Origin of the sequence: Lutibaculum baratangense AMV1, assembly GCF_000496075.1 — a bacterium.
Lineage (GTDB): Bacteria > Pseudomonadota > Alphaproteobacteria > Rhizobiales > Tepidamorphaceae > Lutibaculum > Lutibaculum baratangense.
In genome coordinates this window covers 641867-656775 of record NZ_AWXZ01000039.1, presented here as the reverse complement: position 1 = coordinate 656775, position 14909 = coordinate 641867, and the positions used below count along the sequence as shown (strand labels likewise).

At 69.0% G+C, this 14909-nt stretch carries 13 protein-coding genes and 1 pseudogene; 8 read left to right on the top strand and 6 right to left on the bottom strand.

Going from position 1 to position 14909, the window contains the following annotated elements; all coding sequences use genetic code 11:
• Positions 1-7 precede the first annotated feature (7 nt).
• The 5 genes and pseudogenes from N177_RS17795 to N177_RS17775 all read right to left on the bottom strand — a co-directional run bounded on the left by N177_RS17795 (position 8) and on the right by N177_RS17775 (position 3785).
• Positions 8-589: an NnrU family protein gene (locus N177_RS17795; protein ID WP_023433796.1), complete on the bottom strand. Its 582-nt coding sequence runs from the start codon at positions 587-589 to the stop codon at positions 8-10.
• A 152-nt stretch (positions 590-741) separates the two neighbouring features.
• A complete protein-coding gene (gene gatA / locus N177_RS17790; RefSeq protein ID WP_040485988.1) occupies positions 742-2226 on the bottom strand; it encodes an Asp-tRNA(Asn)/Glu-tRNA(Gln) amidotransferase subunit GatA in 1485 nt (494 codons plus the stop codon).
• A pseudogene (locus tag N177_RS17785) lies at positions 2219-2702 on the bottom strand (GNAT family N-acetyltransferase). The gene gatA and the pseudogene N177_RS17785 overlap by 8 nt, the downstream one beginning before the upstream one ends.
• A gap of 7 nt (positions 2703-2709) precedes the next feature.
• Positions 2710-2997 carry an Asp-tRNA(Asn)/Glu-tRNA(Gln) amidotransferase subunit GatC gene (gene gatC / locus N177_RS17780; protein WP_023433793.1) on the bottom strand — a complete coding sequence of 96 codons (288 nt, stop codon included), beginning with the start codon at positions 2995-2997 and terminating at the stop codon, positions 2710-2712.
• Between the two features lie 89 nt (positions 2998-3086).
• Positions 3087-3785 carry a metal-dependent hydrolase gene (locus tag N177_RS17775; RefSeq protein ID WP_023433792.1) on the bottom strand — a complete coding sequence of 233 codons (699 nt, stop codon included), beginning with the start codon at positions 3783-3785 and terminating at the stop codon, positions 3087-3089.
• A 129-nt stretch (positions 3786-3914) separates the two neighbouring features.
• Here N177_RS17775 and ruvX point away from each other — a divergent pair, with 129 nt between their 5' ends.
• From ruvX to dprA, 6 genes are all read left to right on the top strand, one after another.
• Positions 3915-4394, top strand: coding sequence for a Holliday junction resolvase RuvX (ruvX, locus tag N177_RS17770; protein WP_023433791.1), 480 nt, complete (start codon positions 3915-3917; stop codon positions 4392-4394).
• 1 nt (position 4395) lies between these two features.
• Complete coding sequence (locus tag N177_RS17765) at positions 4396-5328, top strand: AEC family transporter (RefSeq protein ID WP_023433790.1); 933 nt, start codon at positions 4396-4398, stop codon at positions 5326-5328.
• Between the two features lie 77 nt (positions 5329-5405).
• Positions 5406-6362 (top strand): aspartate carbamoyltransferase catalytic subunit, encoded by a 957-nt coding sequence (locus N177_RS17760; protein ID WP_023433789.1) that lies wholly within the window; start codon positions 5406-5408, stop codon positions 6360-6362.
• 37 nt (positions 6363-6399) lie between these two features.
• A complete protein-coding gene (locus N177_RS17755; RefSeq protein WP_023433788.1) occupies positions 6400-7740 on the top strand; it encodes a dihydroorotase in 1341 nt (446 codons plus the stop codon).
• Between the two features lie 26 nt (positions 7741-7766).
• Positions 7767-8366: a glycerol-3-phosphate 1-O-acyltransferase PlsY gene (gene plsY, locus N177_RS17750; protein ID WP_023433787.1), complete on the top strand. Its 600-nt coding sequence runs from the start codon at positions 7767-7769 to the stop codon at positions 8364-8366.
• A complete protein-coding gene (gene dprA, locus N177_RS17745) occupies positions 8363-9490 on the top strand; it encodes a DNA-processing protein DprA (protein WP_023433786.1) in 1128 nt (375 codons plus the stop codon). The genes plsY and dprA overlap by 4 nt, the downstream gene beginning before the upstream one ends.
• A gap of 14 nt (positions 9491-9504) precedes the next feature.
• Here the strand turns inward: dprA and N177_RS17740 are convergent, their stop codons facing one another.
• The gene (locus N177_RS17740) at positions 9505-9714 is read right to left on the bottom strand and encodes a hypothetical protein (protein WP_210163438.1); all 210 of its coding nucleotides are present in this window, start codon (positions 9712-9714) and stop codon (positions 9505-9507) included.
• 196 nt (positions 9715-9910) lie between these two features.
• Between N177_RS17740 and topA the strand changes: the two genes are divergently transcribed.
• Together topA and rnr are read left to right on the top strand one after the other, a co-directional pair.
• A complete protein-coding gene (gene topA / locus N177_RS17735; RefSeq protein ID WP_023433784.1) occupies positions 9911-12610 on the top strand; it encodes a type I DNA topoisomerase in 2700 nt (899 codons plus the stop codon).
• Positions 12607-14904 carry a ribonuclease R gene (gene rnr, locus N177_RS17730; protein WP_023433783.1) on the top strand — a complete coding sequence of 766 codons (2298 nt, stop codon included), beginning with the start codon at positions 12607-12609 and terminating at the stop codon, positions 14902-14904. The genes topA and rnr overlap by 4 nt, the downstream gene beginning before the upstream one ends.
• Positions 14905-14909: the final 5 nt, after the last annotated feature.

Here is a 14909-nt window from a genome sequence, read left to right as displayed (position 1 = left end):
CGGCGCGTCATGCCAGCGGGGAGACGCCGATGAGCCACTCGTGCAGAAAAAGCAGGAACGCGACGTAGATCGTCGCGCCGACGACCAGAGCGATGACGTCGTTCGCCCAGTTCGGCTGGCCCTTCACCTCGTGCCCGGGCTTGGAGGCCGGGCGCCGCTTGAGCGAGATGCGGTCGACGACCGCCCAGGCGAGAAAGGAGCCGAACAGCAGCACGTCCGCGAGGGTGCCGTTCGCGAGCAAATGCGCGAACGCCCAGAGCTTCACCGCGGCGAGCATCGGGTGCTTCGCCTTCGCCTTGATGTGCCCCGGCGCATAGGCCGACACGATCAGCACGAAGACGGGCATCAGGAGCACGAGCGAGATGTGCCGCATCCAGACGGGCGGCGAGTAGATCACCACCGGATCGAGGCGCGCGAGGCCGTAGCCCCAGACGACGAGGACGATGCCGAGAAGCGACAGGAGGGAGTAGAGGCCCTTCCAGGCATTGTCGCCACGGCGCGCGATGAAGGCCTCGCGGAAGCCCGGCGCGACGATGCGCTCGGAATGGACGCCCAGGAACAGAACGAGCCCGAGAACGAGTACGAACATCTCAACCTCTCCCTTGCGAGACCACGGCGTCCCGGCTGCGCCGGCTCGTGCCGGGCGCCCTACCCTACCCGCCCGGACGCCGCCGGCAGAGGCGCGACATCCTTCGTCGCATGAGGCCTATCGGCGCACCGAGCCGCTCGCGCGGACGGGGATCAGGCGACCTTCCACCAGGCTTCGGGCGAGACGCGCCCCGCGGCGTCCTCGATGACCTGCCCGGCCCGGAAGAGGGTCGATTCGTCGAAGGGCCGCCCGATGAGTTGCAGGCCGAGCGGCAGGCCCGAGGCGTTGAGCCCGGCGGGCACCGCGATGCCGGGCAGGCCCGCCATGTTCACCGTCACGGTGAAGATGTCGTTCAGGTACATCTCGACGGGCGAGGCGGTCGCCATGGAGCCGAGACCGAAGGCGGCGCTCGGGGTGGCAGGCGTCAGGATGGCGTCGACGCCCGCCTCGAAGGCCTGCTCGAAGTCGCGCTTGATGAGCGTGCGGACCTTCTGCGCCTTGAGGTAGTAGGCATCGTAGTAGCCGGCCGACAGCACGTAGGTGCCGATCAGGATACGCCGCTTCACCTCCGCGCCGAAACCTGCCGAGCGCGTGTTCTCGTACATGCCGGCGATATCCTCGCCGTCGACACGGAGGCCGTAGCGGACGCCGTCGTAACGGGCGAGGTTCGAGGAGGCCTCGGCGGGCGCGACGATGTAGTAGGCAGGCAGCGCGTATTTCGTGTGGGGCAGCGAGATGTCGACGATCTCGGCGCCGGCGTCCTTCAGCCACGCGGCGCCCTCGGCCCACTTCCGCTCGATCTCCTCCGGCATCCCGTCGAGACGGTACTCCTTCGGCAGGCCGATCTTCATGCCCTTGAGCGACAGGCCGATTTCCTCGGTGTAGTCGGGCACGGGCACGTCGACGGACGTCGTGTCCTTCGGATCGACCGACGCCATGGAGTTCATGAGGATCGCCGCATCTTTCACCGAGCGCGCGATCGGGCCGGCCTGGTCGAGCGAGGAGGCGAATGCCACGATGCCCCAGCGCGAGCAGCGGCCGTAGGTCGGCTTGATGCCGACCGTGCCCGTGAAGGCGGCCGGCTGCCGGATCGAGCCGCCGGTGTCGGTCGCGGTCGCACCGGCGCAGAGGAAGGCCGCGACGGCCGAGGCCGAGCCGCCCGACGAGCCGCCCGGCACGAGATCGGCGTTCGACTCCTTCGACCGCCAGGGGTTCTTGACCGGGCCGTAATACGAGGTCTCGTTCGACGAGCCCATCGCGAACTCGTCCATGTTGAGCTTGCCGAGCATGACGGCGCCGTCGCGCCAGAGATTGGACGTCACCGTCGACTCGTAGCGCGGCTCGAAGCCGTCGAGGATGTGGCTCGCGGCCTGGCTGTGGACGCCCTCCGTGCAGAAGAGATCCTTGATGCCGAGCGGGATGCCCTCGAGCGGCCCGGCCGTTCCTTCCGCGATCCGCCGATCGCTCGCCTCCGCCATCTGAAGCGCCCTCTCCGGCGTCTCGACGATGTAGGCGTTGAGATCGCGCGCGGCCTCCATCGCCTGGAGGTAGGCCTGCGTGAGCTCGCGCGCGGAGAACGACTTCTTGTCGAGGCCTTCGCGCGCCTCGGCGATCGTCAGTCTGGTGAGATCAGTCACGGCATCCATCCGGATCGTTCGGTGCCAGGGCCTTCTCGTAGAAGACCGAATAGGGTGAGTCGGGGTAGTCGAGCACGGCGCCGCAGCGGGTGAAGCCCGCGCGCTCGTAGACGCGCCATGCGGCGGGGTGCCGGTCGCCGGTCTCGAGCACGAGCCGGTCGAGCCCGTCCTGCCGCGCGCGGGCCTCGATGGCGTCGAGGGCCAGGCCGCCGACATTGCGGCCGCGATGGGCGGGCCTCGTGTACATGCGCTTCACTTCGCCGACAACGCCGCCATGCCGTCGCAGCGCGCCGCATCCCACCGCTTCGCCTGCGTCCCGCGACGAAGACGGTCGTGTCGGGCGCGGCCATCTCCTCGGCGGTCATGTGGAAGCAGAACTCCGGCGGCGTCAGCTCGAGAAGCGTCTCGTTCAGTTCCCGGATCAGCGCCCGCACCTCGTCCTGGAGCGGGCTCTCGACGGCGACCGTGACGGGCATCGACGCCTCATTCCACGACCTTGGGGACGATGAAGTAACCGTCCTCCGTCTCGGGTGCGTTCGCCGTGACATCGGTGGCCCGCCCGCCGTCCGTCACCTCGTCCCTGCGCTTGCGCATCGTGGTCGCGACGACGCTCGTCATCGGCTCGACGTCGGCCACGTCCACCTCGCCGAGTTGCTCGACCCAGTCGAGGATCGTGTTGAGCTCACCCTGCAGGGCGGCCGCCTCCTCCTCGGTGACCGCGATGCGGGCGAGATGGGCGATGCGCTTGACGGTTGCGACGTCGACCGACATGTCCGAGTGACTTTCCGTTCGCGAAGGCGATGAAGGCTGATCCGGCGCCTATAGCACCGCCCTCGCCGATGCGGCAACCGGATGCGCCCTCAGGCGTCGAAGGCCTTGCCCGGCTCCGGCACGAAGACGGTGTTGCCGCCCATCGCCTCGACGAACTTGTCGGGCGTCTGGTCGATGATCGGGAAGGTGCCGTAGTGGCACGGGATGACGGTCTCGAACTCGAAGAACTTCCGGCACGCCATCGCCGCTAGCTCGCCGCCCATCGTGAAGCGGTCGCCCACGGGCACGATGCCGATCTTCGGCCTGTAGATCTCGTTGATCAGCGCCATGTCGGAGAAGATGTCCGTGTCGCCCATGTGATAGAGCGTCCTGCCGCCGTCCTTCGGGATCAGGACGACGCCGGCGGGATTGCCGAGATAGACCGGCGTTCCCTCTCCCATGAAGGACGAGGAGTGCCAGGCCTGAACGAAGGCGACGTCGAAGTCCTCGAAGCTCTGCCGACCGCCGTGATTCCCGGGACTCACCTTCTCGATGCCTTTCTGGCTCGACATCCAGGTGCAGATCTCGGCATTGGCGACAAGCGTCGCCCCCGTCTTCTTCAGGATGTCGATCGTGTCGCCGATGTGGTCGTCATGCCCGTGCGTGAGGACGACATGCGTGGCGCCGGCACTCGCCTCGTCCACCGTCCCTGTGAAGGTCTGGTTCCCGGTCAGGAACGGGTCGATGAGCACGACGCTGCCGCCGGTCTCGACGCGAAAGGCGGAATGCCCGAACCAGGTGATGCGCATGGAGTCCTCTCCCCTTCCAGGTGAAGCCGCGACGAGGCGGCGCTCTCAGATCGCCAACGAACTATAGGTGGCGCCGTGCCCGCAACAACCGCTCGCCGCCACAGCCGTGCACATGGTAGAGCGGGCGCGATGATGCTCGTGACGACCGATATCGCGGAGTTTTGCGCCGCACTTCCCGCCCGGGGAGCCCTTTTCGGGCTCGATCCCGGTTCGAAAACGATCGGGATTGCGGTTTGCGATGCACAGTGGCGGATTGCCAGCCCGCTCCTCGGCCTCAGGAAGGCGAAGTTTTCGAGGAACGGCGCCGAGATCGCCGATCTCGTCAGCAGGAACGGGGTGAAGGGCCTCGTCGTGGGGCTGCCGCTCAACATGGACGGCACGACGGGGCCGAGCGCGCAGGCCGCCCGTTCCTTCGCCCGCAACCTCGCCGGCCTGCTCGACCTTCCGGTGCTCCTCTGGGACGAGCGGCTGACGACGGCCGCCGTGACGCGCGGCATGATCGAGGCCGACACGAGCCGCAGGAAGCGCGCCGAGATCGTCGACAAGATCGCCGCGTCCTACATCCTGCAGGGCGCGCTCGACGCCATCGCCGCGCGGCGGGCCGACTGACATGATGAGCACCGTCCAGGGCCTCGCGCCGGTGCTGCTCGTCATCGCCACCGGCTGGGGCCTGACACGCAGCGGCATCATTCCGCCGATGCAGCGCGGCGGGATCGAGAAGCTCGCCTATTTCGTGCTCTTCCCCTGCCTCATCGTCGGCACCCTCGCCGGCGCCGAGCTCGGCGCGCTGCCGTGGCGGGCTCTCGGGGCGACGCTCTTCCTCTCCGTCGTGGTCATGGCCGGCGTCTGCCTTCTCTTGAAGAAGCCGCTGCAGCGTCGGCTCCGCCTCGACGGGCCCGGCTTCACCTCGATCTTCCAGGGATCGACGCGCTGGAACACCTTCATCGCCCTGGCGCTCGCCGGCAGCCTCTACGGCGGCGAGGGGCTTGCGCTGATCGCCGTCGCGATGGTCGCGATGATCCCGGTCCTCAACGTGATGGCCGTCGCCGTCCTCGCGCAGAACACCGGATCGACGACACCATCCCTCGCCTCGCTCGGCCGGGAAATCGCGCGAAACCCGCTCATCGCCGCCTGCGTCGTCGGGCTTGCGGCGGCCGGGCTCGGGCTCGGCCTCGACAACGTCATCGGGGCGACCCTCGACATATTCGGCCGCGGCGCCCTCGGCGTCGGCCTCCTCGCCGTCGGCATGGGGCTCGACCTCTCCGCCCTCAGACGGCCGCGCCTGGCGCACTGGGCAGGGTGCGCGCTGCGGCTCGTGCTGATGCCTGCCGTCGGCCTCGCCTTCGCGATGACCTTCGGCCTGTCCGGCACCGCGCTGGGCGCCGCCCTCATCGCCCTCGCCGTCCCGACGGCGCCGGCGTCCTACCTCCTCGCGCGGCAGATGGGCGGCGATGCCGAGCTGATGGCGGAGCTCATAACCCTGCAGACGATCTGCGCCATGCTGACGCTTCCCCTCTGGATCGCCCTCGTCGGCGCCGTCTGACAGATTGTGGGCAACCGGACGCGGGGAATGCTACCGACTTGCCGCCGGCGCAGAAGCTCCGTAAGAGACCGACTTTGATGACCTCAGCGCTCGCCACCTCCCCCATCGGCTTTGCCCATCGCCACCTCCTGGGCATCGAAGGCCTGTCCCGTTTCGACATCGAGGCGTTGCTCGACCTCTCCGACAAGGCGGTCGAGGTGAACCGCCAGGTCGAGAAGAAGCTCTCGACCCTTCGCGGCCGGACCCAGGTCAACCTCTTCTTCGAGGCGTCGACCCGCACCCAGAGCTCGTTCGAACTGGCCGGCAAGCGCCTCGGCGCGGACGTCATGAACATGTCGGTCGGATCGTCCTCCGTGAAGAAGGGTGAGACGCTGCTCGACACGGCGATGACGCTGCACGCGATGCGGCCGGACATCCTCGTCGTGCGCCACCATTCCTCGGGCGCCGTCGACCTCCTCGCCCGCAAGGTCGGGTGCTCCGTAGTGAACGCGGGTGACGGCTCGCACGAGCACCCCACCCAGGCCCTGCTCGATGCCCTGACGATCCGCCGGCACAAGGGCTCGTTCGAGAACCTCGTGGTGGCGATCTGCGGCGACGTGGCGCACAGCCGGGTCGCGCGGTCGAACATCATCTGCCTGCAGGCGCTGGGGGCGAGGGTGCGCGTGATCGCGCCGTCGACGCTCCTGCCGACCGGCATCGACCGCTTCGGCGTCGAGGTCTATCGCGACCTGCGGGAGGGTATCCGCGGAGCCGATGTCGTGATGATGCTGCGCCTTCAGCGCGAGCGCATGAACGGGGCCTATGTCCCCTCGGTACGCGAGTACTTCCGCTATTTCGGGCTGGACGCCGAGAAGCTCGCCCTCGCAGCGCCGGACGCGCTCGTGATGCATCCCGGGCCCATGAACCGCGGCGTCGAGATCGACAGCGAGGTGGCGGACGGTGCGCAGAGCGTGATCACCGAGCAGGTCGAGATGGGCGTCGCCGTCCGGATGGCCGTGCTCGAGGCTCTCGCCGCACATCTGCCGAACGCCTGAGACGCGGTCGACATCTCCAAAGGAGAGGACACTGGACATGCCGACCTGGGCCACCCCGGAGAGCTTCGAGCCGCGGCCGCATGCGCCGATGCTGTTTCGCAACGTGCGCCTGCTCGACCCCTCGAGCGGCACGGACGAGGCCGGCAACCTGCTCGTCGTCGGAGGCGAGATCGCGGACCGGGGCCCGCTCGTCGGGAATGACGGCCTGCCCGAAGGCGCCGAGGTCATCGAGGGCCGCGGCCGCGCGCTGGCGCCGGGCCTCGTGGACATGCGCGTCTTCGTCGGCGAACCGGGCTACGAGCACCGCGAGACGATCGCGTCCGCCAGCCGCGCCGCGGCCGCCGGCGGCGTGACGACCATCGTCTGCATGCCCGACACCGATCCGGTGATCGACGACGTCGCGCTCGTCGACTTCGTGATGCGGCTCGCCCGGGACACGGCCATCGTCAACGTGAAGCCGATGGCGGCCCTCTCGAAGCGTCTCGAGGGCCGGGAGATGACGGAGTTCGGCCTGTTGACCGAAGCCGGCGCGGTCGCGTTCACGGAGGGGCGGCGCAAGATCACGAGCGCGCGCATGATGCGGCGCCTCCTGACCTATGCCCGCGACTTCGACGCTCTCGTGGTCCATCAGCCGGAGGATCCCGACCTCGCGGCCGGTGGTGTCGTGAACGAAAGCGAGATGGCCTCGCGCCTCGGCCTCCCCGGAATCCCGGACGAGGCGGAAACGATCATGCTGATGCGCGACCTCGCCCTCGCCGGCCTCTCGGGTGGCCGCTACCACGCCGCCTGCCTCTCGTGCCGGGCCTCGCTTCCCCTCCTGAGGATCGCCAAGGAGCGCGGCTTCCGCGTGACGGCCAGCGTCTCGGTCGCGAACCTCGCTTTGAACGAGACCGATATCGGCCCCTACCGGACCTTCTACAAGCTGTCGCCGCCGCTGCGCACCGAGGACGACAGGCAGGCTCTCGTGCAGGGCATTGCCGACGGAACGATCGACGTGATCGTCTCGAATCACGATCCCCAGGATGCCGAGACGAAGCGCCAGCCGTTCGAGGAGTCGGCGGACGGTGCCATCGGCGTGGAGACGCTTCTCGCTGCGGCGCTGCGGCTCTACCACTCGGAGGACGTCTCGCTCTTGCGCCTGATCGAGACGATGTCGACCACCCCGGCCAGGCTGCTCGGGCTGCCGGGGGGAGGACTGTCGCGCGGCGCGCCGGCCGATCTCGTCTTCTTCGATCCGGACGCGCCGTGGGTCGTCGAGCGCGAGCGGCTTTGCTCCCGCTCGAAGAACACCTGCTTCGAGAACGCCCGCATGCAGGGGCGCGTCGAGCGCACGGTCGTTGCGGGACGCACGGTCTACAGCTACGACTCTGAGGCCTGAGTCGCAGGAGAGGTACGCTGCCGCCGATGACCTCCGAGCACGTGATCGCGCTGTTCGCCGCCCTGGCCTTCGGCTACCTGATGGGGTCCATCCCGTTCGGCGTGATCGTCACGCGCCTCTCCGGGCTCGGCGACATCCGGAAGATCGGCTCCGGCAATATCGGGATGACGAACGTCCTGCGCACGGGGCGCAAGGACCTGGCCGCCCTCACGCTGCTGGGCGACGCCCTCAAGGCCACCGTCGCGGTCTTCATAGCGGCCTTCTGGGCGGAAGGCGCTCCGCTCGCCGCGGGCCTCGGCGCGTTCGTCGGCCATCTCTTCCCGGTCTGGCTCGGGTTCAAGGGCGGCAAGGGCGTCGCGACCTATCTCGGCATCCTGATCGCGCTCGCCTGGCCGATCGCGCTCGCCTTCGCGGCCCTGTGGGGCGCGACCGCCTACCTCACGCGCTACTCCTCCCTCTCGGCGCTCGTCGCCAGCGGGGCGACGCCCGCGCTCCTCCTCGCGACCGGAGCGACGGACCGGGCAGCGCTCTTCCTCGTGCTCACCGCGATGCTCTACGCCGCCCACCGCACCAACATCTCCAAGCTCGTCAGGGGCGAGGAGAGCAGGATCGGGCAGCGGGGATGAGCGGTGCGGGGGCGAGCCGGGCTCCCGGCCTCTCCCGCGAGCAGAAGCTCGACTGGCTTCGCCTCCTGCGGAGCGAGAATGTCGGGCCGGTGACCTTCCGCGCCCTGATCAACCGCTACGGTGGCGCCGGCGAGGCCCTCGCCGCCCTTCCCGGGCTCTCCTCACGCGGCGGCCTCAACCGTCCCATACGCCTCGCCCCGCACGAGGAGGCCGAGCGGGAGCTCGCGGCCGCCGAGGCACTCGGCGCGGAGCTCGTCGCCTGGGGCGATGAAGGCTATCCGCCGATCTTCGCCCATGTGGAGGCTGCCCCTCCCCTGCTCTACATTCTCGGGCGAGCCGATCTCCTCCGCCTCCCGATGATCGCGATCGTCGGCGCCCGCAACGCCTCTGCGGGTGGCCGAAGGATAGCCGCCGAGATCGCGGCGGGCGTCGGCCAGCGTGGACATGTCGTCGTTTCCGGTCTCGCGCGCGGTGTCGACGGTGCCGCACATGCCGCAAGCCTGCGGACGGGGACAGTCGCGGTTCTCGCCGGCGGGATCGGTCACATCTATCCGCCGGAGCATGCCGACCTTGCGCGCCAGATCGCCGAGCAAGGCACGCTGCTCACAGAGATGCCGCCGAACTGGGTGCCCCGTGCGCAGGATTTCCCTCGCCGCAACAGGATCATCGCCGGCCTCGCGCTCGCGACGGTGGTCGTCGAGGCGGCCAGGCGGTCGGGCTCGCTCATCACCGCGAGGCTCGCGGGCGAGATGGGGCGCGAGATCCTCGCCGTCCCGGGATCGCCGCTCGACCCGCGCTGCGAAGGCACGAACATGCTGATTCGGCAGGGCGCGACGCTGGCGAGGTCGGCGGAAGACGTGCTCGAGGCGGTGTCGCCGCTCGTCGGAGAGGTGCGTGCCGCGCCTCGGGTTCTCGAGGAAGACGAGCCTTCGGCCGCCCCTGCCGACCCGGGCGACCGGGAGCGGGCTGACGTTCTCGAAGCCCTGTCGCCCACGCCGACCGAGGTCGACGAGATCATCCGGCAGACGGGGCTCGCGCCGGCGGCAGTTCAGATGTGCCTCGTCGAGCTCGAACTGGCCGGGCGCCTCGAACGGCATGCGGGCCAGCGGGTCTCGCTGACCTGAAGGACCCGGTCCACCTAGCCCGACTTGCGCCGGTGCTGCCGCTGGTTCGCCGCCTCGATCATCGCCATCTCGATGAGGAAGGCGAGCTCGCCGAGGCCTGCCCTGTCGGCTATGCCCGCAAGGGCGGGAAGAACATCGGCGAGATAGTCCGCCGCCTGGCCAGCGTTCAGGGGCGGGTGGAGGGCATCTTTCCTCCGACTGACTTTGCGATCGCCACTCATCATCATCACTATCGAAGCTGAGCCAACCAGAGGATACGACCTCTACATCTTATAATCGCGTTCTTCTGGAAACACACGTGAAGATTGCAGATGCGGTCGCACGTCGTTTGACAGGACGGCGGGCCTCCACCACATTCCCTCCGCAAGCGCTTCGCCAGCCGAGGCGACCCAGTCCCGAACAGATCCGGAATTCCTCTCAATGGACGTCGTCGTCGTCGAATCGCCTGCCAAAGCGAAGACGATCAACAAGTACCTTGGCAGCAACTACCAGGTGCTGGCCTCCTACGGGCATGTGCGCGACCTGCCCTCGAAGGACGGCTCCGTGCGTCCCGACGAGGACTTCGCGATGGACTGGGAGGTCGACACCCAGTCGAAGAAGCGCGTCGACGAGATCGCAAAGGCCGTGAAGTCGGCCGAGCGTCTGATACTCGCGACCGACCCCGACCGCGAGGGCGAGGCGATCTCCTGGCACGTGCTCGAGCTCCTGCGCCGGAAGGGAGCGCTCAAGGACAAGCCCGTCTCGCGCGTCGTCTTCAACGCGGTGACGAAGGACGCCGTGCTGGACGCGATGAAGAAGCCCCGCGAGATCGACGTGCCACTCGTCGACGCGTATCTCGCCCGCCGGGCGCTCGACTACCTCGTGGGCTTCACGCTGTCTCCGGTTCTGTGGCGCAAGCTGCCGGGCGCCCGTTCGGCGGGGCGCGTCCAGTCGGTCGCGCTGCGGCTCGTCTGCGACCGCGAGTCCGAGATCGAGCGCTTCGTGGCGCAGGAATACTGGTCGATCGCCGCGACGCTGGGCGCGCGCGGCGGCGAGTTCCAGGCGCGCCTCGTCAACGCCGACGGCACGAAACTCGACCGGCTGTCGGTCGGCAACGAAGCAGAGGCGGCAGCCTTCAAAACGAGCCTTGAAGGTGCGGCCTACCGCGTCGTCTCCGTCGAGAAGAAACCCGTTCGCCGCAATCCGCAGCCACCCTTCACGACCTCGACGCTGCAACAGGATGCCTCGCGCCAGCTCGGCTTCGCGCCGAAGCGTACGATGCAGGTCGCGCAGCGCCTCTACGAAGGTGTCGATATCGGCGGCGAGACGATGGGCCTCATCACATACATGAGGACGGACGGCGTGCAGATTGCCGACGAGGCGATCGGTGCGGCACGCGACATGGTCGCCGGCGAGTACGGCGGGCGATATCTGCCGGACAGCCCGCGCGTCTACAAGACGAAGGCTAAAAACGCCCAGGAGGCGCACGAGGCGATCCGCCCGACCGACATGACACGGCACCCGGCTCGCGTCCGCAAGATGCTGGACGACGACCAAGCACGCCTCTACGACCTGATCTGGAAGCGGGCCGTGGCGAGCCAGATGGCATCGGCGGAGCTCGAGCGGACGACGATCGAGATCGAGGCCCGCGGCGCCGACGGCCGGGTGCTGGGCCTGCGGGCGACAGGATCCATTCTGGTCTTCGACGGCTTCCTGGTGCTCTACCAGGAAGGCAGCGACGACGAGGAAACCGAGGAGGATCGGCGTCTGCCGCCGATCGAGCAGGGCGACAAGCCGGGCCTGAAGAAGGTCGACGCCGACCAGCACTTCACCGAGCCGCCTCCCCGCTATACCGAGGCCACGCTCATCAAGCGGCTGGAGGAGCTCGGGATCGGCCGCCCCTCCACCTACTCCGCCACGCTCGGCGTGCTGCAGGACCGCGAGTATGTCCGCCTGGACAAGCGCCGGCTGATCCCCGACCCGAAGGGTCGTCTCGTCACGGCGTTCCTCGAGAGCTTCTTCCGCCGCTACGTCGAGTACGACTTCACGGCCGATCTCGAGGAGAAGCTCGACGAGATCTCTGCCGGCGAGATCGAGTGGCGCGACGTCCTGCGCGACTTCTGGCGCGACTTCATCGCCTCGACCGACGAGATCAAGGACCTCCGGGTCTCCGAGGTGCTCGAGGCGCTGAACGAGATCCTCGGCCCGTCCGTGTTCCCGGCCCGCGAGGACGGCGGCGACCCGCGCGCCTGCCCGTCCTGCGCCGATGGGCGCCTCAGCCTGAAGGTCGGGCGCTACGGCGCCTTCGTCGGCTGTTCGAACTACCCGGAGTGCCGCTACACGAAGCAACTCGGCATAGACGCCGAGCAATCCGATCCCGAGCTCGCCGAGGGCAAGCTCCTCGGACAGGACCCCGAGACCGGCAAGCCCGTCACGCTGCGGACCGGGCGCTTCGGACCGTTCGTCCAGCTCGGCGAGGCCGAAGAGGGAACGAAGCCGCCGCGATCCTCCCTGCCCAAGGGGCTGGCGCCCGCCGATGTCGACCTCGACAAGGCGCTCCAGCTGCTGTCGCTCCCGCGCGTCGTCGGTCTCCATCCCGAAACGGGCGAGGAGATCGTCGCCGGGCTCGGCCGGTACGGTCCGTTCGTGCGGCACCAGAAGACCTTCGCGAACCTTGAGTCCTTCGAGGAGATCTTCAGTGTCGGCATCAATCGCGCGGTCTCGCTGCTTGCCGAGAAGCAGGAGCGCGGCGGCCGTCGCCCGACGCCCCAGGCACTGAAGGAGCTCGGCGAGCACGAAGGCTTCGCCGGCCCGATCGTCGTCCGTGCAGGCCGTTACGGCCCCTACGTGACCGACGGCAAGATCAACGCGACGCTGCCGAAGGACGCCAACCCCGAGGAGGTGACGGTCGAGCAGGCGGTCGAGCTTCTGAACTCCAAGGCCGGCTCCAAGGGCAAGGCGAAGAAGGCGAGCGCGAAGCGCGCGGGGTCGAAGACCGCCGCGTCGAAGGGGGCGGGCAAGACCGCGACCAAGTCGACGACGAAGGCCGCCGCCAAGACCTCCGCCAAGACGGGGACGAAGCGAGCCCCGGCGAAGTCGAAGTCGAAATCCGCCGCTGCCGCATCGGACGATAAGGCTTGAAGAAGCGCCGCGACACGACGTCAGTCGCCACGACCCTGCCGACGCGCGAGCAGGTCCTGGAGTTCGTGCGCTCGCAGCCCGGCAAGGTCGGCAAGCGGGAGATATCGAAGGCGTTCGACGTCGCGCCGGCCGACAAGATCGCGCTGAAGCGGCTCCTGCGGGAGATGGCTGAGAACGGGGAGATCGAGAAGCGCGGCAAGCGGCTGCGCCACCCGGGCTCGCTGGCTCCCGTCGAGGTGCTCCTCGTGACGGGCCGGGACGCCGACGGCGAGCTCGTCGCCGAACCCACCGACTGGGACGAGGAGGACCACGGCGCGGCGCCGAGGATCCTGATCGAGCACGACCGCGGCGGACGCGGCAAGCCGCGCGCGCCCGCACCGGGCGTGGGCGACCGCGTGCTCGCACGGATCGCGGAAGCCCGCCACGGGGAGTTCGCGCTCGTCGGACGCGTCATCAAGGTCATCGACCGCAAGCCGAAATCCGTGATCGGCGTCGTCGCCGCGACGGAGGACGGCGGCGGGCTCCTTCGCTCGGTCGACAAGAAGGAGCGCCGTGACCTCGTCATCGCGCCCGCCGACATGGGTGGCGCGCGGGACGGTGACCTCGTCTCCGTCGAGCTGACGCGCGGCACGCGGCTCGGTCCGCCCCGCGCGCGGGTGACGGACCGGATCGGCGACATGCAGAGCGAGCACGCCGTCTCGCTGATCGCCCTCCTGAGCCACGACATCCCGATCGAGTTCCCAGACGACGTGTTGCGCGAGGCCGAGGAGGCCGAGCCCGCGCCGTTCGCGAACCGCGAGGACCTGCGGCACGTGCCGCTCGTCACGATCGATCCGCCCGACGCCAAGGATCACGACGACGCGATCTACGCGGAACCGGATCCGGAGAACGAAGGCGGCTTCGTTCTCTATGTCGCGATCGCCGACGTCGCCCACTACGTGACGCCCGGCTCGGCGCTCGACCGCGAAGCGCTGAAGCGGGGGAACTCTGTCTATTTCCCGGACCGCGTCGTTCCGATGCTGCCCGAGCGCCTCTCCGGCGACCTCTGCTCGCTCATGGAGAGGGAAGACCGGCCGGCCCTCGTCGCCGTCATGAAGATCGGCGGCGACGGGCGGATGACCGGGCATCGCTTCACCCGCGCCATGATCCGGGTCGCGGCGAACGTTCACTACGTCCAGGCGCAGCAGGCGATCGACGGGCATCCGGATGCCGCCACGGACGTGCTTCTCGACCCGGTCCTGAAGCCGCTCTGGCAGTGCTACGAGCGCATGGCCGCCGCGCGCGACGCGCGCGAGCCGCTCGAGCTCGAGATACCGGAGCGCAAGCTCGTGCTCGGCGCGGACGGCAAGGTCGAGCGCGTCGTCGTGCCGCCGCGCCTCGATGCCCACAAGCTCGTCGAGGTCTCGATGATCATGGCGAACGTCGCCGCGGCCGAGACGCTGGAGCGCGAGCGGACGCCGCTCCTCTACCGGGCCCACGACGCGCCGTCACAGGAGAAGCTCGCCGCGCTGTCGGACTTCCTCGCCTCCCTCGATCTCAAGCTGCCGAAGGCCGGGGTTCTGCGGCCTTCGCATTTCAACGGCATCCTGAAGAAGGTCGGTGGAAGCGAGAACGAACAGCTCGTCCACGAGGTCGTGCTGCGGAGCCAGGCGCAGGCGGAATACGCCCCGGGGAATTTCGGGCATTTCGGGCTCAACCTCAGGCGCTATGCCCACTTCACCTCGCCGATCCGCCGATATGCCGACCTCGTGGTGCACCGCGCCCTCGTGCGTGCCCTCGACCTCGGACGCGACGGGCTGCGCGACGAGGAGATCCAGCGGCTGGAGGAGATCGGCGCCCAGATCTCTGCGACCGAACGGCGCGCGATGGCGGCCGAGCGCGAGACGGTCGACCGGCTGATCGCGAACTTCCTGGCCGACCAGGTGGGTGCCACGTTCGCCGCCCGGATCGGCGGCGTGACGCGCGCCGGCCTGTTCGTCCGGCTGAGGGAGACGGGCGCCGACGGGTTCATTCCGGCGTCGACCATCGGCAACGACTACTACGTCTACGACGAGGTGAGGCAGCGCATGGTGGGCGATCGCACCGGCGAGGCCCACACGCTCGGCGACGAGGTGACGGTGCGACTCGTCGAGGCCGCGCCGCTGGCCGGGGCGCTGCGATTTGAACTTGTCTCCGAGGGTCGCTATCTCTCCGGCAGGAACCGCCCCGCGCCCGGCGGCCCCCGCGCGAGGAAACCTGTGCGGAAAGGGCGCCCCTCCCCCGCCGGCAAGGGCAAGACGCGCGGCAAGCGCTGAGGATC